Annotated in this window: 19 protein-coding genes and 7 tRNA genes; 11 read left to right on the forward strand and 15 right to left on the reverse strand. The window is 53.9% G+C overall.

What is annotated here, in order from left to right; all coding sequences use genetic code 11:
• Positions 1–4: 4 nt before the first annotated feature.
• From H616_RS0112775 to H616_RS0112790, 4 genes are all read right to left on the reverse strand, one after another.
• Positions 5–3,958 (reverse strand): hybrid sensor histidine kinase/response regulator, encoded by a 3,954-nt coding sequence (locus H616_RS0112775; RefSeq protein ID WP_027967711.1) that lies wholly within the window; start codon positions 3,956–3,958, stop codon positions 5–7.
• Between the two features lie 64 nt (positions 3,959–4,022).
• The gene (locus H616_RS0112780; protein ID WP_027967712.1) at positions 4,023–4,532 is read right to left on the reverse strand and encodes a hypothetical protein; all 510 of its coding nucleotides are present in this window, start codon (positions 4,530–4,532) and stop codon (positions 4,023–4,025) included.
• A gap of 90 nt (positions 4,533–4,622) precedes the next feature.
• Positions 4,623–6,413, reverse strand: coding sequence for a sodium:solute symporter family protein (locus H616_RS0112785; protein ID WP_027967713.1), 1,791 nt, complete (start codon positions 6,411–6,413; stop codon positions 4,623–4,625).
• A gap of 6 nt (positions 6,414–6,419) precedes the next feature.
• Complete coding sequence (locus H616_RS0112790; protein ID WP_027967714.1) at positions 6,420–6,689, reverse strand: DUF4212 domain-containing protein; 270 nt, start codon at positions 6,687–6,689, stop codon at positions 6,420–6,422.
• Between the two features lie 548 nt (positions 6,690–7,237).
• On the opposite strand from H616_RS0112790, the gene H616_RS0112795 reads away from it, so the two are divergent.
• Both H616_RS0112795 and ttcA read left to right on the forward strand, forming a co-directional pair.
• Positions 7,238–9,058, forward strand: coding sequence for a DUF294 nucleotidyltransferase-like domain-containing protein (locus H616_RS0112795; protein ID WP_027967715.1), 1,821 nt, complete (start codon positions 7,238–7,240; stop codon positions 9,056–9,058).
• 123 nt (positions 9,059–9,181) lie between these two features.
• Positions 9,182–10,165 (forward strand): tRNA 2-thiocytidine(32) synthetase TtcA, encoded by a 984-nt coding sequence (ttcA, locus tag H616_RS0112800; RefSeq protein WP_084155909.1) that lies wholly within the window; start codon positions 9,182–9,184, stop codon positions 10,163–10,165.
• A 47-nt stretch (positions 10,166–10,212) separates the two neighbouring features.
• Here ttcA and fnr read toward each other — a convergent pair whose 3' ends face one another.
• From fnr to ccoN, 11 genes are all read right to left on the reverse strand, one after another.
• Complete coding sequence (fnr, locus tag H616_RS15025) at positions 10,213–10,956, reverse strand: fumarate/nitrate reduction transcriptional regulator Fnr (protein WP_051234291.1); 744 nt, start codon at positions 10,954–10,956, stop codon at positions 10,213–10,215.
• Between the two features lie 108 nt (positions 10,957–11,064).
• The gene (locus tag H616_RS15295) at positions 11,065–12,060 is read right to left on the reverse strand and encodes a radical SAM protein (protein ID WP_027967717.1); all 996 of its coding nucleotides are present in this window, start codon (positions 12,058–12,060) and stop codon (positions 11,065–11,067) included.
• 85 nt (positions 12,061–12,145) lie between these two features.
• Positions 12,146–12,844: a sulfite exporter TauE/SafE family protein gene (locus H616_RS0112815; protein ID WP_027967718.1), complete on the reverse strand. Its 699-nt coding sequence runs from the start codon at positions 12,842–12,844 to the stop codon at positions 12,146–12,148.
• Positions 12,844–13,101, reverse strand: coding sequence for a cbb3-type cytochrome oxidase assembly protein CcoS (gene ccoS, locus H616_RS15300; protein ID WP_051234292.1), 258 nt, complete (start codon positions 13,099–13,101; stop codon positions 12,844–12,846). Before ccoS ends, H616_RS0112815 begins: the two co-directional genes overlap by 1 nt.
• Complete coding sequence (locus tag H616_RS0112825; RefSeq protein WP_027967719.1) at positions 13,098–15,605, reverse strand: heavy metal translocating P-type ATPase; 2,508 nt, start codon at positions 15,603–15,605, stop codon at positions 13,098–13,100. Before H616_RS0112825 ends, ccoS begins: the two co-directional genes overlap by 4 nt.
• A 9-nt stretch (positions 15,606–15,614) precedes the next feature.
• The gene (locus H616_RS0112830) at positions 15,615–16,124 is read right to left on the reverse strand and encodes a FixH family protein (RefSeq protein WP_027967720.1); all 510 of its coding nucleotides are present in this window, start codon (positions 16,122–16,124) and stop codon (positions 15,615–15,617) included.
• Complete coding sequence (gene ccoG, locus H616_RS0112835) at positions 16,124–17,557, reverse strand: cytochrome c oxidase accessory protein CcoG (RefSeq protein ID WP_027967721.1); 1,434 nt, start codon at positions 17,555–17,557, stop codon at positions 16,124–16,126. The genes H616_RS0112830 and ccoG overlap by 1 nt, the downstream gene beginning before the upstream one ends.
• Before the next feature lie 195 nt (positions 17,558–17,752).
• Positions 17,753–18,685, reverse strand: a complete 933-nt coding sequence (gene ccoP, locus H616_RS0112840) for a cytochrome-c oxidase, cbb3-type subunit III (RefSeq protein WP_027967722.1) — start codon at positions 18,683–18,685, stop codon at positions 17,753–17,755.
• The gene (locus H616_RS0112845) at positions 18,682–18,894 is read right to left on the reverse strand and encodes a CcoQ/FixQ family Cbb3-type cytochrome c oxidase assembly chaperone (protein ID WP_027967723.1); all 213 of its coding nucleotides are present in this window, start codon (positions 18,892–18,894) and stop codon (positions 18,682–18,684) included. The genes ccoP and H616_RS0112845 overlap by 4 nt, the downstream gene beginning before the upstream one ends.
• A gap of 2 nt (positions 18,895–18,896) precedes the next feature.
• Positions 18,897–19,505, reverse strand: a complete 609-nt coding sequence (gene ccoO / locus H616_RS0112850; RefSeq protein ID WP_027967724.1) for a cytochrome-c oxidase, cbb3-type subunit II — start codon at positions 19,503–19,505, stop codon at positions 18,897–18,899.
• Between the two features lie 22 nt (positions 19,506–19,527).
• A complete protein-coding gene (gene ccoN / locus H616_RS0112855) occupies positions 19,528–20,952 on the reverse strand; it encodes a cytochrome-c oxidase, cbb3-type subunit I (protein WP_027967725.1) in 1,425 nt (474 codons plus the stop codon).
• Positions 20,953–21,115: 163 nt separating this feature from the next.
• Between ccoN and H616_RS0112860 the strand changes: the two genes are divergently transcribed.
• The 9 genes from H616_RS0112860 (at position 21,116) to H616_RS0112900 (ending at position 25,034) form a co-directional block, all read left to right on the forward strand.
• A complete protein-coding gene (locus tag H616_RS0112860; protein ID WP_240470598.1) occupies positions 21,116–21,877 on the forward strand; it encodes an alpha/beta family hydrolase in 762 nt (253 codons plus the stop codon).
• Positions 21,878–22,026: 149 nt separating this feature from the next.
• A tRNA-Val gene (locus tag H616_RS0112865) sits at positions 22,027–22,102 on the forward strand.
• 43 nt (positions 22,103–22,145) lie between these two features.
• Positions 22,146–22,222: transfer RNA gene (locus tag H616_RS0112870), tRNA-Asp, on the forward strand.
• Positions 22,223–22,249: 27 nt separating this feature from the next.
• Positions 22,250–22,326, forward strand: a tRNA-Asp gene (locus tag H616_RS0112875).
• Positions 22,327–22,377: 51 nt separating this feature from the next.
• Positions 22,378–22,453 (forward strand) — tRNA-Val (locus H616_RS0112880).
• Positions 22,454–22,496: 43 nt separating this feature from the next.
• A tRNA-Asp gene (locus H616_RS0112885) sits at positions 22,497–22,573 on the forward strand.
• A 61-nt stretch (positions 22,574–22,634) separates the two neighbouring features.
• A tRNA-Val gene (locus tag H616_RS0112890) sits at positions 22,635–22,711 on the forward strand.
• A 3-nt stretch (positions 22,712–22,714) separates the two neighbouring features.
• A tRNA-Asp gene (locus H616_RS0112895) sits at positions 22,715–22,791 on the forward strand.
• 230 nt (positions 22,792–23,021) lie between these two features.
• Positions 23,022–25,034 carry an NADPH-dependent 2,4-dienoyl-CoA reductase gene (locus H616_RS0112900; RefSeq protein ID WP_027967727.1) on the forward strand — a complete coding sequence of 671 codons (2,013 nt, stop codon included), beginning with the start codon at positions 23,022–23,024 and terminating at the stop codon, positions 25,032–25,034.
• Positions 25,035–25,118 lie beyond the last annotated feature (84 nt).

Genomic DNA, 25,118 nt, shown 5'->3' on the forward strand with positions numbered 1-25,118 from the left:
GGTGCTACATTTTTTCGGCGCGCTCCATGGCTTGGCTGGCTTGCAGGGTTCGAGTCAGCAGTGCGCGTAACGCGGCAGGGCGAACGGGCTTGAGCAATAGGTGGAAGCCGTCACGCTTGATTTGTTCAGCAACCTCTTCGGTGCGATCGGCGGTGATGATGATACCTGGCACGTCACTGCTTAGGCGTTCCGAGAGAGCGTCAATGGCCATTAGGCCGGTGACTTCGTTATCTAGGTGATAGTCGGCTAGGATGGCGTCAGGGTCGCCGTTTAAGTGGCGGAGTACGGTTTTTGCGCTGCTGATTGATGTTGCGGTATGCACGTCACAGCCCCAGCCTGTCAGCATGGCTTTCATGCCTTCCAAAATCAGCGTTTCGTTATCGATACATAGAATACGCTTGCCAGCCAGTTTATTTCCGGCACGTTTCACGTTGGTCGTCTCGCTGCTGGCGGATTGCCCACTTTGCACCATGGGGACTCTGATGCTGAAAACTGTACCCTGGTCCATCTTGGACCTGACTTGAATAGGGTGATCCAGCACGCGACTCATGCGATCAGCGATCGATAACCCAAGGCCCAGACCGCGCTCACTTTCTTTGTGTCGCGATACTTGGTCGAGTCGTTTGAACTCCTGGAATATTTCACTGAGCTTGGCGTCTGGGATGCCGGGGCCGCTATCCCATACCTCGATAACCAAATGGTTTTTTCTGCGTCGGCACCCTAGCAGTACACGGCCTTGTTGAGTGTAGCGAATTGCGTTGGACAGAAAGTTCTGGATGATGCGACGAAGCATCTGAGGGTCGCTATCGACCCAGCAGCGGGTAGGTACAACATGAAAGTCCAAGCCGCGATCAGCAGCCATGACATCAAATTCTGCGCGTAAGGGTTGCGTAATGTCTGCCAGGGCGAAGTGAGTGCGTTTGGGTGTCAGAGCGCCAGCATCCAGCTTGGAGATGTCCAGCAGTGTACTGAGAAGCTCCTCAGCGGCTTGTAGCGAGTTGTCGATGTGATTAATGGTGCGTTTGGTTTCGCCGCCTTCAAACTGCTGTGAGAGTGCCGAGGTAAACAGCCGTGCTGCGTTAAGTGGCTGTAACAGGTCGTGGCTGGCCGCTGCCAGGAAGCGAGTTTTAGAGGCATTAGCGGTTTCGGCAAGTTGCTTGGCATGGCGCAGCGCTTGTTCAGCCTCAGCCCGCACGCGGTTTTCTTGGCGTAGCGCCGAGTTCGCGGCAGACAGAGCCTGGGTGCGCTCGCGCACTCGCTCTTCCAAGGTTTCATTGGTTTCCTTAAGGGCAATCTCGGCTCGACGACGCTCGGTAATATCCTGGTAGAGAGAGAAAAATCCAAGAATATCGCCACTGTTATCAAAGTGGGGCGTGTAGGTGACCAGCATATAATGAAGGCCCGTTGTCATGCGTAGCGATACTTCGAAATTGACGCGCTCGCCGTCAAGAGCGCGCTCCAGCCATGGGGCCCGCTCATTGACCATATGTTCTGACATGACCTCCCACAGGGGCTTACCAATCACGCTGGCACGGTCGATGTCGAACGCTTGTTCATAAGCACGGTTGGTAAACAGGTAGCGGCATTCTTTATCAAAATAGGCGATCAGTGCCGGTACGTTATCGGTATAGATGCGTATATTGTTTTGAGAAAGAATCAGCTCTTCCTCAACTTTTTTCTGCTGAGTGATGTCCTGGTAGGTGTACACAAAGCCGCCGCCAGGCATGGGTGTACCCTGCACTTCTAGCACACTGCCGTCTTGGCGGTAGCGCACATAGCGATGAGGGTGGCCTTGGCGGATATTACCCAGCAATTGTTCGACATGCTCTTCTGGGTCGCCCGGCCCGTATTCGCCGTTGTGAGCGTTGTGGCGAAAAATTCGCTCCATTGACGCGCCAACGCGTATTAAGTGGTCAGGAAAGCGGAACAGCTCTAGGTAGCGTTGATTCCAGACCACCAGGCGGAGGTTCTGGTCAACGACGCCGATGCCTTGGTTAATATTTTCGATAGTGGCTTGGAGCAGGGCGCGATTGAACTCCAGCACTTGAGAGGCTTCATCAACAATGGAAATAACATCTGAAATCCCAATGCCACGGCCTTGGAGTGCCGAGTTGACGACGATTCGTGCTGAAGAGGCCCCTAGAACTGACGCTAGCAGGCGTTCGGTGAACTGGATGATATCGATAGACGCGCGAGTGTTGTCTTCAAGGGTGATGCCAGCGCGTTGTGCATAATCACTGAAGGCTCGATTAACCTGCTCCGGTGCCAGAAAGCGTTCACATAACACCTTAAGGTCGTTGACGGTGGTGGCACCAGTCCAGGGCCGGTTGACGGAAGTTTGTCGCGTTTCCACGCTGTCAACGAAAAGAGAGGCCTGTATGCGCTCTACCACGCGTTGTGGTGTTATTTGAGAAATAAAAATATAACAGGCTAGGTTCAGGCCCAGCGAGAACATCACGCCATGGGTGAAACTGTCGCCGACATTTAGCCCCAGTAAAGAAATTGGTGACAGAAAGCCTATGCCCAATGGGCCGCCACTGAGCCAATGAGAGGGCAATACCCCCGCGTTAATCATGGCTGGGAGCAGTAAGCTATAGGTCCAGATGGCGAAGCCAGTGACCATTCCGGCAATGACGCCCATTCGGTTGCCGCGCTTCCAGTACAGGCCGCCAATAACTGCAGGGGCAAATTGGGCTGCTGCGGCAAAAGACAGCATACCGATAGATGCCAGGGAGCCGAACTCACCAATTAGCTTGTAGGTGCCATAGGCCATGCCCAGTACTGCTGCGATAGTAATGCGACGGGTACGTAGCACAAGGCGGCCGTAATCTCGCGCTTTGGTGTCGAACCAATGCAGGCGGAAGAGCGCAGGTATGACAATTTCGTTGGAAATCATGATTGATACGGCAACGGCAGCGACGATGACCATGCCGGTAGAGGCTGAAAATCCGCCGATATAGGTTAAAAGGGTCAGCCAATTGCTGCCGCTGGCCATAGGCAGTGCGAGCACGAAACTGTCCGGTTCCACGCTACCATCAGCAAATAGCGTCAGGCCTGCAGCGGCCAGCGGGAGTACGAAAAATGCGAAGGCAACCAAATACAGTGGGAACAGCCAGCGAGCCATGGCGGCATCATCGCGGTGTGTGTTTTCAACCACTGCTGCATGGAATTGGCGCGGCAGGCAAAGTACGGCAAGCATGGCCAAGAGTGTTTGTGCCCAGAAACTTTGGCCGAAGTCTTGTTCGACCAATTGGCGCTGTAACTCCAGCTGTATGTCGGCAAACGCTAAGAGGTCGCTCAAACCATCAAACATGCCCCAGGTGACGTAGGCACCTAAGGTGAGGAAGGCGACGAGCTTGACCAGTGACTCAAAAGCGACCGCTTGAATCAAACCTTCGTGATGTTCGGTGGCATCTGTGTGACGGGTGCCAAAAAGAATCGCAAATATCGCCATAATAACAGCGACATAAAATGCGGTGTCACCGATCAATGGAGTTCGAGTAATGTCAGAAGCCAGCGTTAACTGGCTAAAGCTGCTAGAGACGGCCTTTAACTGCAGGGCGATGTAAGGCAGGGTGCCGATGAGTGCGACTAGGCTGGCAAAGGCGGCCAAGGATTGGGTTTTGCCATAGCGCGAGGCAATGAAATCGGCGATAGAGGTGACGTTCTGGTGCTTGGCGACGCGAATCATCTTGGCCAGCACTGGCCAGAACAGCAGCATGGTGATGGCTGGGCCGATAAAAATACTGGCAAATGACCAGCCTGAGGTGGCGGCCTGGCCGACGGTTCCATGAAAGGTCCAGGAAGTGCAGTAGATGGCCAGTGCCAGGCTGTAGATGACGGGGCGGCGGCGTGAGGCACCGTGGCGCCTTGCCTGACGATCACCGTGCCAAGCAATGGTGAACAGCACGGCGATATACAGTAGCGAAACAGCAATCAGCAGCCAGCCAGCGAACATTTAAGCCTCCTTGTGGTGAGTCTATTCTAGAGTCCCGTGGGTGGCTGCGCTATCTCAAGCTTTGTTATTGGTTGGCGCACTGATATTGATATAGAGCGGAGTCCTCAGCCAAGCGTCGCATGTCTTTAACCATCGGTTGGCCATTCTCTTTGTCGAGTGGCACTAATTCTCGCGTTGTGCAGTTCAGTAATGACGGATGATGGCTGACTCGGTCTGGATATGCGCGCTCAAAGTGATACAGCTGGAAGGTGACAATGTCGCTACTGCCCGTTTCGCTGTGGGAGGCGTTGTCTACCACCGTGAAAGCGTTGGTGATGGGGAACAAAAATGTCCAAGGACGCCAGATCATTGAGCGTTGTTCAGTGCTGATTAGCTGTGTTTCGGGTGGCAGTTGTTGTTGTTTATGTTCGAACCAATGGTATTCCTGATAAACCTGATAGCCCAGTATACCGAGCCCCGCGAATGCCGGAATGATCCAGCGGGGTAGTCGCTGCCCACTCAGTTTGCGCAGTAGTAGTGCGATACCTGCGCAGCCTAGTCCGGCGAAAATCGCCGCAATTAAATGCCATAGCATAACCCGTATCCTGACAGCAGTCGGGCTTCCCGAAGGAAGCCCGACGTTGTGTGGTGTACCACTCAAGCGGTACGCGTGAAGGAATTATCCTCAGTGAACGATCGACTTACCAGCACCTTTCGGGTAACGCACGCTTTCTACGAGGTCCTGAATGTGTTGCGGTGGTGCCGCTGTGACGCGAGATACCAAGAAGGCCACAGTGAAGTTGAGGATGGCACCTACAGCCCCGAAGGATAGCGGCGAGATGCCGAAGATCCAGTTGTCGGGTGTGTTCGGCAGCATGTTAGTGCCCGGAATGAAGAACCAGCCCAGGTACGTAAAGATGTACAGCAAGGTAGCGCAAAGGCCCGTCAGCATGCCAGCAACGGCACCCACGTTGTTCATGCGCTTGGAGAAGATACCCATCATCAGCACTGGGAACAGTGACGCACCGGCAATACCGAAGGCAAGTGCCACTGTTTGTGCTGCAAAACCTGGCGGATTCAGTCCGAGATAGGTCGCCAAGAGAATGGAGCCCCCCATGGATATCCGAGCCGTCAGCATTTCTGATTTCTCAGAGATTCCTGGGTTAATCATTGTTTTGATCAAGTCATGACTGATGGCTGATGAGATAGCCAGCAGTAGCCCTGCGGCGGTCGACAGTGCTGCTGCAATCCCCCCCGCGGCGATCAAACCGATGACCCAAGGTGGAAGGTTGGCAATCTCGGGGTTAGCCAGAACCAGAATGTCGTTGTTGACGTACAGCTCGTTGCCTTTCCAGTTACGCTCGGCCGCTACTGGAGCAAACTCTTCGTTCTTATCGTTGTAAACCTGGATACGGCCATCGTCGTTTTTGTCATCAAAGGTGATCAGGCCAGTTTCTTCCCAGGTTTTGATCCACTCTGGACGGTTTTCGTAGTAAATCGGGTTGAGTGCTGCTTGTTCGTAGTTTTCGCCAACCATTTCCGGATAGACGGTGGTCATCAGGTTGAGGCGTGCCATGGCACCAACCGCAGGAGCGGTCAGGTATAGCAGGGCGATGAACACCAGAGCCCAGCCCGCAGACCAACGAGCATCAGCAACCTTGGGAACGGTGAAGAAGCGGATGATAACGTGTGGCAGACCAGCAGTACCAACCATCAATGACAGGGTGAACAGCACCATGTTCAGTTTGTTATCGATATCGGCGGTGTAGTCGTGAAAGCCTAGAGCAACAATGACATCATCGAGTTTGGTGAGTAGTGGCTCTCCTGCCTCTTTGTAGTCGCTGAACAAGCCAAGGCCTGGAATCGGGTTACCGGTCAGTTCCAGCGAAATAAATACTGCCGGAATGGTGTAAGCAATGATCAGTACGACGTACTGAGCTACCTGAGTGTAGGTGATGCCCTTCATGCCGCCAAAGACGGCGTATAAGAACACAATCAGCGCAGCGATCCAGATGCCCCAGGTATTGCTAACTTCAAGAAAGCGTGAGAAGGCAACACCGGCTCCCGTCATCTGGCCGATAACATAGGTTACCGACGCGATGATCAGACAGATTACTGCCAGCAGCCGAGCGGTGCGGCTGTAGTAGCGGTCGCCGATAAAGTCGGGTACGGTGAATTTGCCAAATTTACGCAGGTAAGGCGCAAGCAGCATGGCCAGCAGCACATAGCCACCGGTCCAGCCCATCAAAAAGCTAGAGTTGGCATAGCCGCCAGACGCGAGAAGACCCGCCATGGAAATAAAGGATGCAGCGGACATCCAGTCAGCAGCGGTAGCCATGCCATTAGTAATGGGGTGTACACCGCCACCGGCAACGTAGAAATCTTTGGCCGATCCCGCGCGTGCCCAGATGGCGATACCAATGTAGAGGGCAAATGATGCCCCTACAAAGAGAAGATTGATTGCATATTGGCTCATATTATTTTACTCCCCGAGGCCATATTTTTTATCTAGGCTATTCATGCGCCAGGCATAGAAAAACGTGATGACGATGAATGTCAGGATGGAGCCCTGCTGGGCAAACCAGAAGCCAAGATCTGTTCCGCCAACGGCAATGCCCGAGAGTAATGGGCGTAGCAGAATAGCGAAGCCATAGGAAACCAATGCCCATACGAACAGGCAGCCAAAAATGAGCCTGACGTTAGACTTCCAGTAATCATTGGATTCCACTTTGGGTGTTTGTTCGTCTGCCATGAGTGGTATTCCCCGTTTGTTATTGAAGTGTCGTTCTGAGTCTAGAGCTTCGAGCTTTTAGCTAAAGTGCGCGTTAGTTGCCCGCCGAATCAGACCTGGATACGTGAGAATTACTGACCATTTTCAAGCGTGTGCCAGAGCAATTAATGCCCAGTGCTCTAGTTTTGTCTCATGAGTCATGCTGAGCAAAAAACGTATAAATAGAATCCCATACTTTCGTATCATTAGATTTTTATAATAAAAAAGTATTTTTTATTTTTATTTAAAACAACAAGATACATTGTTTTTTATTGGCATGCCTTGTCATGAAATGGTGGCTTCTAGGACGATTGTCTAGCTTGGTTCTCGGTTGTGAGCGATAAACGGAGTGACAAAATGCGAGATAACAGTCGCTGTTAGAACCATGGTCTAGATACTGGAGTGTATGTCTCTTTTGTTAACCTCAATTCAGGAGGGGCCGATCATTGTGAGTATTGGCCTTTACGGAAACTGGGGGCAGGCTCGGTGGTATTTTTCGAGATAGCACTCCATGCAAGAGGGTTCTGGATATGGTTGAGATAGATCTCTCACGGGTACCATTCAGCCTGCTTGACAAGCAGGCACAGCAAAAGCTGTGCAGTAACGCAGTGTTAGTGACGTATCCGGCGGGTGCTGTACTTATCGAAAAAGGTGCGCCGGGTGAGCATGTCTATATTGTTCAGTCGGGCGAAATTATTGAGCTTGATCCAGATCGCTCTGGAGCTGACGCCCAGATAGGGCGTTTCTGTGAGGGTGATACGTTCGGAGCCATTAGCGTTTTTAATGGTACGAGTCGTTACCGGTTTTGCGCGACGCAGGATAGTCGCTGTTATTTATTGTCTGCGGCGTTGTTCATGTCGCTGTGTGATGCTTCGTTAGACTTTGCTAACTTCTTTCGCTTGCGTTTATCGGAAAAAGCGCGGCTTATCACTGCGCACCGAAATGAAGGCGGCGTTGGAATGACAGGCTTCATGTTGGCTCAGGTGAGCGACTGCATGCGTGATCCTCTTTGTCTGACATCTGATGCCAGTATTGCTGAAGCCGTGCGCTGTCTAGATAAAGGTCATGCAGACAGTCTGTTGGTGACGAGTGATCAAGGGCTGGGCGTGGTCACAAAAACTGACTTACTTAACGCGCTTGTCTTGCAGGGACTGTCGCAGCAAACACCGACGGAAGACGTGGCGAACTATCGCCTGATCTCGGTGACTCCCGGCCAGTATCTCTTTGAGGCACTGGTCAGTATGACACGTCATCAGGTGTCGCGAGTGGTGGTGGTGAGTCAGGACCAAGCGGTCGGTGTGGTTGAGCTAACAGATGTGCTGGATTATTTCTCGAGCCGTAGCCATGCCATTGCGCTACAGGTAGAGCAAGCGGATAACCTGGAAGCGCTGGCTGCGGCCAGTCATCGACAGGAATCACTGGTAAGGGCGTTGATGAGCCAAGGCATCAAGCTGCGCTTTGCCATGGGGCTGCTGTCGGCGATTAACGGACGCATCATGAGCAAGGCATGGAATTTTGTTGTGGGTGATGCCTTTGATCAGAGTGCCTGTTTGATTGTGATGGGGAGTGAAGGCCGAGGAGAGCAAATTCTCAAGACCGATCAGGACAATGGGCTGATTATCGAAGATGGTCTCGAATGGCCAGCGCTTGAGCGCACTATGCAAAAACTGACGCAGACACTGATTGCTTTGGGCTACCCCTCTTGCCCTGGCAATATTATGGTATCTAATCCCGAGTGGTGTGGTACCGAAAGTGAGTGGCGCAAACGAATTGCTCATTGGGCTGAGGCGCGCGATGGCGACAGCCTGATGAAATTAGTTATTTTGCTGGATGCCAGTGGTGTTGCGGGTAATACGGCATTGCTTGATCGCTTGAGGGAGTGGCTGTTTGAATGCTGCACACGCGACCAGCTGCTACTTTCAACATTGGCCCGTCCGGCGCTGGGGTTTGCCACGCCGCTGACTTTCTTCGGCTCGCTTAAAAAATCGCGCCAAGGTATCGATATCAAAAAGGGTGGTATTTTTCCTATTGTTCATGGCGTTAGAGTGATGGCGCTGGAGAGTCGGGTGTTGGCGACCTCGACCTTGGAGCGCCTTGACGCCTTGGTTGCGGCAGGGCGACTGGATGAGCATTTTGCTGAAGACCTTGGTGAAGCGTTAGCGCTGTTTATCGAGCTGCGACTAAGCCAGCAATTGGTCAGTGTCAACGTCGAGGGGGAGCCTGTGCCAACGAACTTACTAAAAACTCAAGAGCTGTCGTCTTTGGAGCGTGACCTGTTGCGTGAGTCGTTACATATCGTCAAAGAACTCAAGCAACGTTTGTCGCACCGTTTCCACCTGGAATATTCCTAGGTTTTACTTGTGTCGCAGGGGCGGCTGTTATTGATCTGGTGAGTAATCAGATTTCGATCACAGCCCGTGGCAATGGTAGGATAGGCGGCTGTCTATCCCTGACGCACTGGTAGCGCCCTGATTATGCAAGATGCCGCTGTTTTTGATCCTCACCAGAACGCTGAGCAACTTTTTGAAGGCTCGCAGACTGGTAGCACGCTTGAGACGCGTGACGTATATCCTGACGCGTTGGCTGACCCCGCCAAGCAGCGCAAACATGGCGCGCGCGATAGTCGCAATGAAAAAGCACGCCGTGATTTTAATAAGTTGCACAAACGTCTGAGACGGCAAGTAGGTAATGCCATCATTGATTATCAGATGATCAATGAGGGGGATCGAGTGATGGTGTGCTTATCCGGAGGCAAGGATAGCTACACCATGCTAGAGATTCTGCGCAGCCTTCAGCGCAATGCGCCCGTCAACTTTTCGTTGGTGGCGGTTAACCTGGACCAGAAGCAGCCGGGGTTTCCTGAACACGTTTTGCCCAACTACCTGGAAGGGCTGGGTGTTGAATACCATATCCTTGAGCGCGATACCTATTCGGTGGTGAAAGAGAAAACCCCCGAAGGCAAGACGACCTGTGCGCTGTGTTCGCGGCTCAGGCGTGGCTCGCTATATGGGTTTGCAGAACAGATTGGTGCTAACAAGATTGCGCTGGGGCATCATCGTGAGGACATTCTTGAAACGCTGTTTTTGAACATGTTTTTCGGCGGAAGCCTCAAGGCTATGCCGCCCAAGCTGCTATCTGATGATGGTAAAAACGTGGTGATTCGTCCACTGGCGTATTGTCGTGAGGCCGATATTATCGAGTTCTCGCAGCGTATGGCGTTCCCGATTATTCCCTGTAATTTGTGTGGTTCGCAACCCAACATGCAGCGTCAGGTGATCAAGGAAATGCTTAGTGACTGGGAGCGTAATCATCCTGGGCGACTGGACAGTATGTTCAAGGCTGTAACCAATGTGGCCCCGTCGCAACTGGCTGATCGCGAGCTGTTTGATTTTGCTGGCCTGGAAAACAAGCAAGCCAGCATGCGGGACAGACGAATTGATATCCAGCAGGAGTGTTGAGTGGTTTAGCTGCTGCTTGGTGCGTTGATCATAAAAAATGATGGGCGCTAACGGCAGCTTTCCTGTTCAGCTACCTCAACCAGGGTGTCGAAGTTGAGAATGTTCACTTCGCGGCCTGACACAGAAATTAACCCCTGTTGCTGAAAGCGGCTGAGAATGCGGCTGACCGTTTCCACCGCTAGGCCTAGATAGTTGCCGATATCGGCCCGAGACATGGGGAGGCGGAAGCTGAAAGGCGAATAACCACGGCGACGAAAGCGGTCTGATAACCCAGTCAGAAAAGTGGCGAGGCGTTGGTCTGCCGTTTTGCGTGACAGCAAGCGCATCATGCGCCGATCATCGCGGATTTCCTTACTCATGCTGCGAAACAGCTGGGCTCGCAGGTCAGGAAGGTTTTCGGAGAGGCTGTCCAGACGGTCAAAAGGAATTTCACACACCGTGGTTGTTTCTAGTGCGACCACGGTACCCATATAGGCTTGCTCATCAATGCCATCCAACCCTATTAGCTCGCTGGGAAGGTAGAAGTTGGTCAACTGTTCATCGCCACAGCCTTCAGTAGTGGTCTGCTTAAGGCTGCCTGAGCGTACGGCATAAACGCTGCGGAAGCTGTCGTTCTGATGAAACAGCACCTCACCTCTTTTCAGTGGTGAACGGCGACGTATGATAGCGTCGAACTGGTCCATGTCCTCCAGCTGAAGTGCCAGCGGTAGGCACAGCGAGCTGAGGCTGCAGGTCTGGCAGCGCGTCTCTTGCAAAAGTGAGCGTCGCCAGTTGGCTGCAATATCCGACATGCTGTCCTCCTTAAAATTGGCTCTGGCCCTATTATGGAGGTTTCTTACAGTGGATCAAGGGAGCTTGGCTTGCCGGTTGAGTATTCTGTGTCTCGTTGGGTGTCAGCTCTATTGTAAAACGCGTCCATTTGGCCCGATAGTCAGTTGCTCGCAAGTCTGCCATCGGTGCTGCTGTGCAATGGCATCCGTTAATTCGGCACCCTGGCGGGCATAGAGGCAGTGTTTCGGAATGGGGGATGTGGGGTGGTCGGCCTTTGTAGAAATGGCTTCGTAGCCAGCGTTATTGAGCACTTTTCGCGCCATCTCGTGCAGGTGGCTGGTACGGGTAGTGTTAGTCAGATGCGGTGTTAGCACGGCTTGAGCTGGAAAGCGGCTGGGATCGTAGCAAAAATCAAACAGCCTCAGACGTGAAGGGGCTAGTTCAATGAGCCGGTGTAGTGTGTTGGTGAGGCCTTGTTCGGTTTGTTCGGGTAGGCCAATCCACAGGTCTAGGCCGAGTGAGCGAAGGCCGAGGCGCTGCACTTCGTCAATTAACGGTTCCAGCAGACGGCTCGGCTGAGGGTGGCCAATACGTAACTGCACCTTAGGATCAAGCTCAATAACTCGGAAGTTGATGCGGTTCACGCTCAGTGCCTGGAGGTGACGAAGCATCAATAGGCTGGTGTCCCGAGGGGGCAGATCAATACTGAAATCGAGTTGTGTGTCGCTGATGAGTGAAAAGCTTTCGGTGATGTCATCGACAAGCAGGCTCATCTGGTCTAATGAGAGCGCTGCTGGGTTGCCACCGCTCCAGTACAGTTGCTGTATTTGACGCGCTTCACCCAACTGCAGGGCGATTTGAGACAACTGGTGAGAAAAATGCTTGAGGTAGTGTGTGATGCTTGCTCTGCTGACATTGTGATGCTGCGTTTGCATGCAATGTAGGCAGCGGTGGTGACAAAAGGGAAACCGGAGACTGACAGAAAGGGGGCGGGTCTGTTGATGACCCGTCTTGATGGACTTGGCTAGTCGATGCTGACTATGGCTTGAGGCGGCCTTGTCAGGCTGTGGTGATCGGGCACCGGCCGATAGCAAGTAAGGGTTGGCAGTGTGGCTGACAGGCATTCCCAGGCTCCAGAACAGGCTGTTCGGCCATGGTAATCCTTCTCAAAATACCTGAGTTGAGCTAAGTCAATTGGTTGGCAGACGGTTAGCCATGATGACCGATTGTTAACACGGCCCATAACTGCCACAGCGCGAAACCGATAATGGTTAGGGCGGCGATCCAGCGTGTTGCTCGGTGGCGCATTAAGAGGGTCAGCTGGCGTGCAGCAAAGCCAGTGGCTAGCAGCGCGGGTAAGGTACCTAAGCCAAAAGCCCCCATTAGCATGGCTCCCTCTAAGGGGGTGCCGATGGCGAGACTCCAGCTCAGCATGGAATAGACCAAGCCGCAGGGCAGCCAGCCCCAGACACTACCCATCAGAATCGCCTTAGGAATACTGACCACCGGCATCAGGCGGCGGCCAACAGGTTCCAGGTAGCGCCACAGATAGCGTCCCAGGGCCTCAACGCGAGTTAAGCCTTTCCACCAGTCGGCAATATACAGCGCCATCATAATCATCATGGCTGCAGCCAGTAGCTGCAATGCCAAGCGAGCCCCCGGCGCTACGCCAATCAGTGTGCCGAGAAACGCCACTAGGGTGCCGGCCACCATATAACTGGCAATACGGCCTAAGTTATAGCCTAGCAATAAGCCGGTCATGCGCGCTGGGTTACGCATGCTGGGTGGTACCGCCATGCTTAGTGCGCCCATAATGCCGCCGCACATACCAATACAATGAGCCCCGCCGAGTAGGCCAAAAATAAAAGCAGCCAGTAGCGGAGGAAGATTGAGTCCAGTGGGGTCCATCAGCTGTGTTTGTCCTTGGATGCTGGGTTTTCAGACGGCCGAATGGGTGGCTCGTCTGAGTTGTCAGGCTCAGCGTTTGCTGGGTTTTGGCTGCGTTGATCTATCGGAAGATCGTTTTCGTCGTCATCGAAGAGGATTCGATAGGCTGGGCCCTCTAGGTCATCAAACTGATCGTTTCTGACGGCCCAGAAAAATGCCCATACAGCGAATGCCAGCAGGATTAGCGTTAGAGGAATCAAGAAAAAAAGGACAGTCATGTGCTGGAGGTCTCCGAGAGCAATGCCACTTCCTTTGGCAGTGGGGTGTGACGGCTCAGGCGTAGGGCATTGGTGACCACAACAAGTGAGCTTGCCGACATGCCGATAGCGGCAATCCAAGGGGTTACAAACCCCATCATGGCCAGGGGCAGGGCAGCAACATTATAAACCAGCGCCCAGGTAAGGTTTTGCGTGACGATGCGGCGCGTAGCGCGACTGACCACAATAGCGTCGACGATGCGCATGAGACGAGGGCCTAACAGGACCGCATCGGCGCGAGTGCGTGCCAGATCAGTGGCGCTATTCATGGCAATTGCCACATCCGCCCCCGCGAGTACCGGAATGTCGTTGATACCATCACCCACCATGGCTACGCGCAGGCCGTCGGACTGTCGTTGCCGAAGGTACTCAAGCTTACCCTCTGGGCTGACTCCGCCTTGCCAGTGAGTGATGTTTAATTTGTCGGCCATGGACTGGGTGGCCGCGTCGGTATCGCCTGATAGTAGCTCAACGCCGAGACCTAAGGCATCGAGGGCGGCAACGGTTTGGGCGGCGTCTTCGCGTAGTTGATCGTTGAGCCGGAACCAGGCGCGGGGTTGACCCTCTTCACTTAACAGCAGCCATTGTCCGCTGTCGGGTGCTGTTAGAGCATGCTCAGGTGCGGAAAATTCTGGTTTACCTAGCCGCCACTGGTGATTGAGTAACCGTCCTTCTAGTCCTTGGCCGGGGTGGTTAATGATCGTGTCGGCGTTCAGGCTATAGTCGCGCCACGGGGTAAAGGCGCGTGCGATAGGGTGTTCTGACTGGGTTTCTAAGGCTGCTGCGATGCGTGTGAGCTGCACTTTATCAAAAACGCTGTCAGTGCTGGTCCTTTGAGTGGTTTTATCGTGTGGTCTGGCGGGCTGAACATCAACCAGTGTCATTTTGCCAGCGGTTAGTGTGCCGGTTTTATCAAATATTACGCGATCCAGCTGTGCCAGCGTTTCCAGAGCATCTGCGCGAGTAATCAAGACACCGCGGCGGCGTAATTGGCCATGGGCTGCCGTTAGTGCCGTGGGCGTGGCGAGAGCCAGTGCGCAAGGGCAGGTGATGACCAACACCGATAGCGTTACCCAAAAAGCACGTTGTGGGTCAATAAACCACCAGGCAACGCCGACGACGATCGACAGAATCAACACCTGAAGTACGAAATGGTGTGCCAGACGGGCGGTATTTTCAGCGATTTTTGGGCGATGAGCAAAAGCCCGGTCGGTTAGATCGAGAATGCTGGCCGCTCGAGCATCTTTGCCAGCGCGGGTCACCCTAACGACCAGCGGGCTGGTGATGTTCTGGCTACCGCCCGTCACGTTATCGCCGGGGCCGCGGCTGACGGGAAGGTACTCGCCGTTGAGCATAGATTCGTCAAGGCGTGATTCGCCCGTTTCAATAATGCCGTCGGCTGGTACACCGTGGCCCGGCTTGACGAGCACCCGGTCACCTTCGTGCAGCTCATTTGCGGGAAGAATGCGCTCTTGTTCGTTGTCGTCCAAGCGAGTTGCCGAGAGCGGTAGCACTTGAGCGAGTGCATTGCCGATGCGGCCACTGTGTCGCCGTGCGCGCATTTCCACATAACGGCCAAAGAGTAAGAAAAATGTGAACATGACGACGGAATCAAAGTAGATATCGCCGCCGAACAGTACGCCCCAGGCGCTGGCAAGGTAGGCTGAGCCGATGGCCAGCGAGACCGGAACATCCATGCCTAGCTGGCGGCTGCGAATATCGCGTAGCGCGCCGACAAAAAAAGGCTGAGCTGAAAACAGGACGACAGGCGTCGTCAGGGCGAAGGACAGCCATAGAAACAGGGCGCTGAAATCGGCGCTGATGCTGCCTTCGTTGGCAAAGTAATGTGGAATCGAAAACATCATTACCTGCATCATGCCAACAGCGGCGACGATCAGGCGGCGAATGCTCATGCGTTCTTCGTGCTGCAGGCGAATCTGAGCGGCATCCGGCTCATAGGGTTGAGAGGGGTAGCCGATGGCCGCTAGCTCCGCCAAAATTCGTGAAAGCGGTAAGCGCTCAGGGTCCCAAGCGACGTGCAAGCGGTGGTGGCTGAGGTTGATTGCACTGGAAAGAATGCCTGGCATGGCATTAAGACGGTGCTCAATCAGCCAGGCGCAGGCGGCGCAGGTGATGCCTTCCACCGCCAAGGTAACGCTAATGCCGTTTCCGTCGGGTTCGTGACGGATAAAGCGTTGCTGTAGCCCGGCATCATCGAAAATGGCCCAGGTATCTGCGTGAATCTGATGCTCATCTGGCCGCTCGGGTAATTCGGTGCGGTAGCGGTAATAGCTTTCTAGCCCGCCATTGAGGATGGCGTGGGCTACGGCTTCACAGCCAGGACAGCACAGGGGGTGCTCAACGTCGTCGAGACGAAGGCTCCACGGGGCGCCTTTGGGCACTCGGCTGCCACAGTGGTAGCAGTCGAGCGCCTTGGCTGGGGCTTGGTCAGTTGCTGCGGTCATTGATGCCGCTCAAATACCCGGTGTCAGAGAGATAGTGTCAGACGTAGGGAAGGTGGCCTCGCCCGTAAGGCGCCATTCACTGTCGTTGCCTGTTTCTGGTTGCAGGTGCAGATACCAGCGATAGCGCAAGGGGGCGTCAATCGATGTGATATAGCGGCCTTCACGGACATGCTCTAGGACCAGCGTTTGATCGCGGTCATCGTCGGTAGGGAAAATCAAATCCAGAACGAGCTGATCTGGGCGACGTTCGCCGGCCAGGTCAATCACGATGTCACCGGTTTGCGGATCAGCAAGTAGACTCGCTTGAAGACCTAAGCTTTGGGCATGCTTCTGCTTGGCCAGCTGGGAGTTAATGGCCAGTCCGTCCTTGTAATAATCCTCTGCGATACTGCCATCATAATAGCGGATCGAGAAGAATAGGAACGTCAGGCTGAACATCACGGATGCTGCCAATAACGAGATCAGAAACCATGGCCAGAACTCTTTGTACCACGGCCTGACTTGTGTATTTTTTTCCATTAGCGGGTGCCTCCCAGGAAGCGACTGTCGCGCTCAAGATAGATGTCGCCATTGGTGGCTTCAATGTGCAGGATGATGCCATGGCTGGGCTGGGTGATGCTTTCAGCTGGCGCTTTGGCCTCGATAACCATTTGGCGAGAAGCACCAGCAGGTACGTTAACTTCGCTGGTATCTAGTGTGATACCCGGTAAGCCAGAGGCTGATAACTGGTAGGTATGGTCACTCTGGTCGAGGTTGCGCACCACTACCGTATAGGTGTTGATGATCTCTCCGCTGGCGTTAGCACGATAGAGCTGGTTGCGGTCACGCTCAACGTCAAAACCGACAGCACTGCGGTCAGCAACAGCCCAGAAGAACAGTCCGATCGTGATCAGCAGGGCCACTAAGTAGCCGATGAGTCGGGGCCTGAAAATATGCGTCGGTTTACCTTCCAGAGCATTTTCCGTGGTATAGCGAATCAAGCCGCGCGGGTAGCCCATTTTATCCATAACGCTGTCACAGGCGTCGATACAAGCCGCACATGTGATGCATTCGTACTGCAGCCCGTCGCGAATGTCGATGCCGGTAGGGCAAACCTGAACGCATAAGTCGCAGTCGATGCAGTCTCCCAGTCCTGCGGCTTGTAGTTCTGCATGAGGCAGGTTTTTCTTGCGTCGTCCCCGAGGCTCACCACGCTGGGTGTCATAAGAGACAATTAGGGTGTCGCGGTCGAACATTACGCTTTGGAAGCGGGCATACGGGCACATGTAAATGCACACCTGCTCGCGCAACCAGCCAGCGTTGAGGTAGGTAAATAGGGTAAAGAAACCCACCCAAAAATAGGACCAGCCGCTTGCCTGCAGCACGGGCAGGTCTAATATCAGACTCCGGATCGGGGTGAAATATCCAACGAAGGTGATGCCGGTAGCGACAGCAATCAGTAGCCACAGACTGTGCTTGAGTGTTTTTCGACTCAGTTTATCGGCGTCCAGCTTACGCTTATCGAGTTTGATGCGGCGGTTGCGTGGCCCCTCGATACGATGCTCAAGCCAGATAAAAAGGAACGTCCAGACGCTCTGGGGGCATGTGTAGCCGCACCATACGCGACCAGCGAAAACAGTAATGAAAAACAAGCCAAAGGCACAAATGATTAACAGCCAGGACAACAGCATGAACTCTTGGGGGTAGAACGTCGCGCTGAAAATGTGGAACTCACGGCCTGGAAAATTGAACCAGATAGCAGGCCGGTCTCCCCAGGGAATCCAAGGCAACACAAAGAAGCCCAGCATTAGTATCCAGTTCGAAGCGCGCCGGACGCGCTGAAACAGCCCTTTTATTTCGCGCACATAAATATGTTTGCGGTTGGCATACATTTCTTGGGTGACTGTTTCGTCAGAAGGGTACTGCTTTACCGGATCTGGAGTGACATCTTGTGTCGGAATCTTATTGCTCATGGCAGTCTCACGGCAGACAACAGGTCAAGTTTGGCAGGGTCTGATGCCCTGTCTTAAGATGTTGTGAGCATTGTACTGGTTTATGCAGTGTAACGAGCGTTGTAGTTAACGAAAAAGGGTGCGACCGCTGGCCACACCCTTTTTTTACTTTCGCCGTAGTTTCAGCGTAATGGGCTATAGCCCTGTGACTCAGTGTCAGTCATCTTTCTGGCTGAGGCTGTAGATGTAAGCAGCGACCAAGTGAACTTTATCCTCACCAATGTAGGCCGCCTGAGCTGGCATGTGTCCGTTACGCCCATTGCGGAGCGTTTCACGGATAGAGTCAGCCAGTTCCTGGCCTGGTCTGTGGTATAGCCAAACATCGTTGGTCAGGTTAGGAGCACCGAGCGCCGGGTTGCCGGTGCCATCAGGCATATGGCAAGCGGCACATACAGAGCCGAATAGTTGAGCGCCTTCTGCAGCCTGGGCTTCGTTAGCTTCATGACCCGATAGCGATAAGACATGCTGGGTCAGGTTTTCGATGTTGTTTTCACCCAGCTGCTGCCAGGAGGGCATCAGGCCATTGCGACCATTGTTGATGGTCATGGTGATGTTTTCAGGTGAGCCGCCGTATAGCCAGTCATTGTCAGCTAGGTTGGGGAACCCATAGCCACCCTGAGCATTGGAGCCGTGGCAGACCGCGCAGTTATTCAGGAAAATACGCTCAGCAACTTGCATGGCTTCGGCATCTTCAGCCAGCTCAGGAATTGGTACTTCCTGATACTGTTTGAAAATGGGGGCGAAGTGCTCGTCAGCGTATGCGACTTCCTGCTCATACTGTTCGACCTGGGTCCAGCGCAGCACGCCGGTATAGTTGCCAAGGCCGGGGTAGAGGACCAGGTAACCCAAGGCGAAAATGACGGTGCCGACATACAGGTAAAACCACCAGCGTGGCAGCGGGTTGTCATATTCTTCAATGCCATCGGCAGCGTGGCCGGTAGTCTCGACATTCCCTTGAGCGTCTGGTGTTTTGTCAGTTTTTCGGTTGGCATAAAGTAGCCATGCGCTGATGGCAATGGTGCCTAGCGTAATGACAATGATCCAGAGGCTCCAGAAACCGGATAAGGAGTCATCCCAGAAGTTGTTCATGTGTTTCTCTCTCCCTTGTCATGTCGGGATGCGGCCTCGTGGGAGGCATTGTTGTCACGGTCGGACGGGTTGTTGTCGTCGGCGAATGGCAGGTTAGCTGCTTCGTCGAAGTCTGGCTTACGTCGCTTGGAGTAAGCCCAAATCGTTAGGCTTACAAAAGCGATGATCAGAATAATGACGACAATGCCGCGGACTGTCCCGGTATCCATGTTCAGCGTGCATCCTTCAGAACGGTGCCCAACTGTTGCAGATAAGCGACCAACGCAGTGATCTCAGTCTGACCCTTGACCTCTGCTTTAGCGCCGTCGATCTGCTCGTCGGTGTAAGGCACGCCCAGGGTGCGTAAAACGCTCATCTTTTTAGCGATATCATCACCGTCCATGACATTTTCGAACAGCCACGGGTAGGCGGGCATGATCGATTCTGGAACGACATCGCGTGGGTTATACAGGTGAGCGCGGTGCCAGTCATCACTGTAACGACCACCAACACGAGCCAAGTCGGGTCCGGTACGCTTGGATCCCCACAGGAAGTTATGGTTATACACTGATTCGCCAGCCACGCTGTAGTGGCCGTAACGCTCGGTCTCTGCACGGAACGGACGAACCATCTGAGAGTGGCACCCTACGCAACCTTCGCGGCGATAAATGCCGCGCCCGGCGAGCTGTAGGGCAGACAAGGGCTCAAGACCTTCGACCGGCTCGTTGGTTTTTTTCTGGAACATCAGCGGCACAACTTCTGCCAGGCCGCCGAAACTGATCACCACCAGAATCAGCACAGCAAGTAAGCCGACGTTCTTCTCCACAATTTCGTGTTTCATTGCAATCTCGTTCCCTGTTGGCTCACACAGTCTGTGGCAGCGGCTGGTTGATGCTCTGCTGGCGGCGTGTAGTCATGTAGACGTTGTAGGCCATGATCAGCATGCCAGTTAGCCAGCACAGTCCACCAATCAAGCGCACAAGGTAGCCTGGGCCACTTGCCACAACAGATTCGACGAAGGTGTACATCAGTGTGCCGTCGGGGTTAACCGCACGCCACATCAGGCCTTGCATGATGCCGTTGACCCACATGGAAGCGATGTACAGTACGGTACCGATTGTTGCTAGCCAGAAGTGCGCAGCAATCAGGTTGGTAGAGTACATCTGGGTCTGACCGAATAGCCGCGGGATCAGATGGTACATCGAGCCGATAGTGATCATGGCTACCCAGCCCAGCGCGCCGGCGTGAACATGGCCGATAGTCCAGTCGGTGTAGTGAGACAGTGCGTTGACTGTTTTCACTGCCATCATTGGGCCTTCGAAGGTCGACATGCCGTAAAACGATAAAGCGACGACCAAGAAGCGTAAGACCGGGTCGGTGCGCAGTTTATGCCAAGCGCCCGAGAGCGTCATCATGCCGTTAATCATGCCGCCCCAAGACGGTGCAAGCAGAATGATGGAAAGCACCATGCCCAGCGATTGTGTCCAGTTGGGCAGAGCGGTGTAATGCAGGTGGTGTGGGCCGGCCCACATGTACACCATAATCAGCGCCCAGAAGTGCACGATAGACAAGCGGTAGGAGTAAATCGGACGCTCAGCTTGCTTCGGTACGAAGTAATACATCATGCCAAGGAAGCCGGCTGTCAGGAAGAAGCCTACGGCATTGTGGCCATACCACCACTGCACCATGGCATCAATCGCGCCAGCATAGATTGAGCTGGAGAACATCGGTGTGACAGGAATTGCTGCATTATTGACAATATGCAGAACCGCCACTGTCAAAATAAAGGCAGCATAGAACCAGTTGGCCACGTAGATATGCGAGGTTTTGCGAAACTTGATGGTTCCGAGGAACACAATGGCATAGCTCACCCAAACAATAGTGAGCAGGATGTTGATTGGCCACTCAAGCTCAGCGTATTCCTTGGTTGTGGTATAGCCCAGCGGAAGGCTGATGACGGCACACAGAATAACGGCTTGCCAGCCCCAAAAAGTAAATGCTGCCAACTTGTCTGAGAATAGCCGTGTTTGGCAGGTTCTTTGGACGACATAGTAAGATGTGCCCATCAACGCCGAGCCGCCAAAGGCAAAGATAACGGCATTAGTGTGCAGTGGACGCAGACGACCGAAGCTCGTCCACGGGAGTCCAAGGTTGAGTTCGGGCCAGACCAGTTGTGAGGCGAGGATCACACCGAGGGACATGCCCACGATGCCCCACACAACGGTCATGATCGCGAACTGCCGAACTACCTTGTAGTTGTAGGTCGGATGTTCCAGTGCTGTGCTCATGATCAAGTTCCCATCGAACGCGGTTGGGGGATAACCCGGTGAATTCTGCCCCGAGGTGCTGCCCCATAGATTGATATAGGTCAAAAACCACTGTGAATTCTACCGCAGCCTGTCTCTAACATGAACTGATACCCTAACTACAGAGAACTCGGAGAGCTAGCCGTTGTCTAATAACGTTTCTCATTCGCTGCCTGATTCGGCTCAGTATGCGCTTAACCGTCTACTCATTTCAGAGGACCCTAACCCCCTGGATAGCGTGGTTTTTGGGGCGGGAGGCGTACTGACAGTTCAAGGACAATTCCGTGTCGGGCGGCTGCTTATCACCCATGGTGCGGGGGCTGGGCTGGATAGTAAAATGCTTTTGGCCTACCGCGAGGCATTGGCTGCCGAGGGGGTGCAAACCCTTGGAATGGAGTTTGCCTATTTGCGCGAAATGCGTAAAAAGGGCCGGCGTCGGCCTCCGCCTAAAGTTGAATGCCTGGTGAGTGAATTAGCACAGATGTGCGACGTCCTGTCGCAGGTGTCGCAGGTGTCGCAGTCACCGCTATGGCTTGGTGGTAAATCTATGGGTGGGCGTGTAGCCAGTCTGTTGGCCATACATCGTCAAGAGGTTGCTGGGCTGGTGTTGTGTGGCTACCCATTTCACCCTAAAGGTAAGCCGGAGACGTTGCGTCTTGATCACTGGGGGCATCTTTCGTGCCCGACGCTGGTGCTTCAGGGGACGCGAGACCCTTTTGGTAGCCAAGTTGAGGTAGAGGGGTATGCGCTACCGAGTTGTGCGACTGTGCGCTGGCTTGACGATGGTGACCATGACTGGCAGCCGCGTCGCGCAAGCGGATTGAGTCAAGCGCTGTTAGTTTGTGCGGCGGCTGGTGAAACCGCCGCTTTTATGCGCCAGCATGACGGTGTGACGCCCGTTGGTTAATGGGCACGGTGGCCGTGCCGCGAACAGAGCAAGTTGATGAGCGCGCGACATTGGGTTCGAAGACTGCTTTTTTATTGCGGATTTATCATGGAAGTAAAAAATCGCATTGACTTCCGAGCGGTCCCGTGTAGAATGCCTCGCCACATGACGGGTGGTTAGCTCAGTTGGTAGAGCACCAGCCTTACAAGCTGGGGGTCACTGGTTCGAACCCAGTACCACCCACCATTCTTTCAAAGAGTGGCCCTCTGTCATGTCGATGCAACGCAGTGGACTGGTAGTTCAGTTGGTTAGAATGCCGGCCTGTCACGCCGGAGGTCGCGGGTTCGAGTCCCGTCCAGTCCGCCACTGCTTTCATCATTGCTTTACTGATATGGACTGGTAGTTCAGTTGGTTAGAATGCCGGCCTGTCACGCCGGAGGTCGCGGGTTCGAGTCCCGTCCAGTCCGCCATCAGTAAGCATTCGGAAACATGTCTCATCTGGTAAGTCAGCATGATCGCGTGGGTGGTTAGCTCAGTTGGTAGAGCACCAGCCTTACAAGCTGGGGGTCACTGGTTCGAACCCAGTACCACCCACCATTCTTTCAAAGAATGGCCCTCTGTCATGTCGATGCAACGTAGTGGACTGGTAGTTCAGTTGGTTAGAATGCCGGCCTGTCACGCCGGAGGTCGCGGGTTCGAGTCCCGTCCAGTCCGCCATTAGTGTGCATCTCGATACATATCTTGTTTGATAAAACCTAGTAAATCAGTATGACCGCATGGGTGATTAGCTCAGTTGGTTAGAGCACCAGCCTCACATGCTGGGGGTCACTGGTTCGAATCCGGTATCACCCACCATGCGGACCGGTAGTTCAGTTGGTTAGAATGCCGGCCTGTCACGCCGGAGGTCGCGGGTTCGAGTCCCGTCCGGTCCGCCATCATGGTTGACACCATGCCTTATTTCAAAGCCCTGCATCCAAGATGCAGGGCTTTTTTAGTATGTTTTCCAGAGTACTTTTCTGGCGTTGCCAGTGTTCCTGCAGTGGGTGAATGTGGTTGTTGAAAGTCGAGATGGATTGCACTCTGTCGATGACAGTCATACAGTTGTTTGAATTTACCGTGACGTCCATTTCAATTTTAGTCGCAACTGCAACAGAGGCATAACAACATGACGACCTATCCTCACCTGTTTCGCCCTATTACGCTTGGCCATCTTGAGTTACCGAATCGGGTGCTGATGGGCTCAATGCATACGAATTTGGAGGAGGCGCGACACGGTTTTGACCGCCTGGCCGCTTTCTATGCTGAGCGAGCTAGGGCTGGGGCGGCGATGATAGTGACAGGTGGTATCGCGCCTAATGCAGAGGGTGCGGTATTTCATGGTGCGGCTAACCTCGTGCAGTCTGAGCAAGTGGCTGATCATCGCAAGGTGACTGAGGCTGTGCATGCCGCAGGTGGCCATATTTGTATGCAGATACTTCACGCTGGGCGCTATGCTTATTCGCCGGCGTTGGTTGCTCCTTCGGCCATTCAGGCGCCGATTAACCCGATGATGCCGCGTGCCTTGGAAGCTGCTGAGGTTGAACAGCAGATTGAGGACTATGTGCGTTGCGCGCGATTGGCCAGTGAGGCTGGCTATGACGGAGTCGAGGTCATGGGCTCTGAGGGCTATTTGATTAATCAGTTTATTTGCCAGCGTACCAATCAGCGCGATGATGAGTGGGGTGGCAGTTTCGACAACCGTATTCGCTTTACAGTAGAGATTGTAAAGCGCATTCGCGCCGCCTTGCCCGAAAACTTCTTGGTTATCTTTCGTTTATCGATGATTGATCTAGTTGAAGAAGGGAGTACTTTTGACGAGGTGGTGGCGTTAGGTAAGGCCATTGAGGCGGCGGGAGCTGATGTAATCAATACGGGTATTGGCTGGCACGAGGCGCGCGTACCAACCATTGTGACCAGTGTGCCGAGGGCTGCTTTCAGTGAAGTAACTCGGCGTATGAAGGCGGAAGTTAGCGTGCCACTGGTGACAACTAATCGTATCAACATGCCTGACACGGCGGAGCAGCTATTAGCGGATGGTTATGCTGATATGGTGTCCATGGCGCGTCCGTTTCTGGCAGACCCGGAATGGGTACGCAAGGCTGCTGAAGGGCGTGATCAGGAGATTAATACCTGTATTGCCTGTAATCAGGCCTGCCTGGATCATACGTTTCAAGGAAAGCTGACCTCTTGTCTGGTGAATCCTAGGGCGTGTCATGAAACGCAGCTGTTGATTGAGCCTGCTGAGGCGGTGCGGCGCATTGCGGTGGTGGGTGGTGGTCCAGCTGGGCTTGCTGCAGCGGTAACGGCGGCTCAAAGAGGGCATGAGGTCACGCTGTTTGAGCGTCAGGCGCAGCTTGGTGGTCAGTTTAATTACGCGCGGCGCATTCCGGGTAAAGAAGAGTTTGATGAGACGGTGCGCTACTTTCAGATCATGTTGGAAAAGTATGCGGTTGATGTGCGCTTGAACAGTGAGCCATCGGTCACTGAGCTGGCTTGTTTCGATGAGGTGGTCATGTCATCTGGCGTGCGGCCGCGTCAGCTTGAGTTGCCTGGTAGCGACCATGCAAAAGTGGTGTCGTACCCTGAGGCTATCATGCATCCGCAGCGGGTGGGTAAGCGAGTGGCAATTATCGGGGCGGGGGGTATTGGTTTTGATGTGGCTGAAATGTTGACCCATGAAGGGGCCTCGACGCCGAGTGTTGAAGAGTGGTGTGATGAATGGGGCGTTGATCTGAGTGTGGCTGCGCCAGGTGGTTTGACGCCGCCAGTGCGTCCTGAGGTGTCGCGTCAGGTCAGTGTGCTGCAGCGTAAGGCCAGTAAGCCGGGTAAGGGGCTGGGGAAAACGACCGGCTGGGTCCATCGGGCCTCACTCAAGCATCGTGGTGTCGAGCTGCTGCCAGGCTGCGAGTATGTCGCTATCGATGATGATGGCTTGCACATTCGCATTGATGGAGAGTCGCGCCTACTAGCGGTTGATACCGTGGTGGTGTGCGCTGGGCAGGAATCTGTGCGTGATGGTCTGGAGGCGTTGCAGGCGGCAGGGGTGTCTGTGCATGTTATCGGCGGTGCTGATAAAGCGGCTGAGCTTGATGCTAAGCGAGCGATTAATCAGGGGGTGCGCCTGGCGGCAGTGCTATAACTGAAGCGTTTGAGTGAAAAGCAGTGACAAAAAACCCGCGATCAATCATCGCGGGTTTTGCGTTATGGGGCTCGTTTGGTCTGC

The sequence above is a fragment of the Halomonas halocynthiae DSM 14573 genome, assembly GCF_000425725.1.
GTDB lineage: Bacteria > Pseudomonadota > Gammaproteobacteria > Pseudomonadales > Halomonadaceae > Halomonas > Halomonas halocynthiae.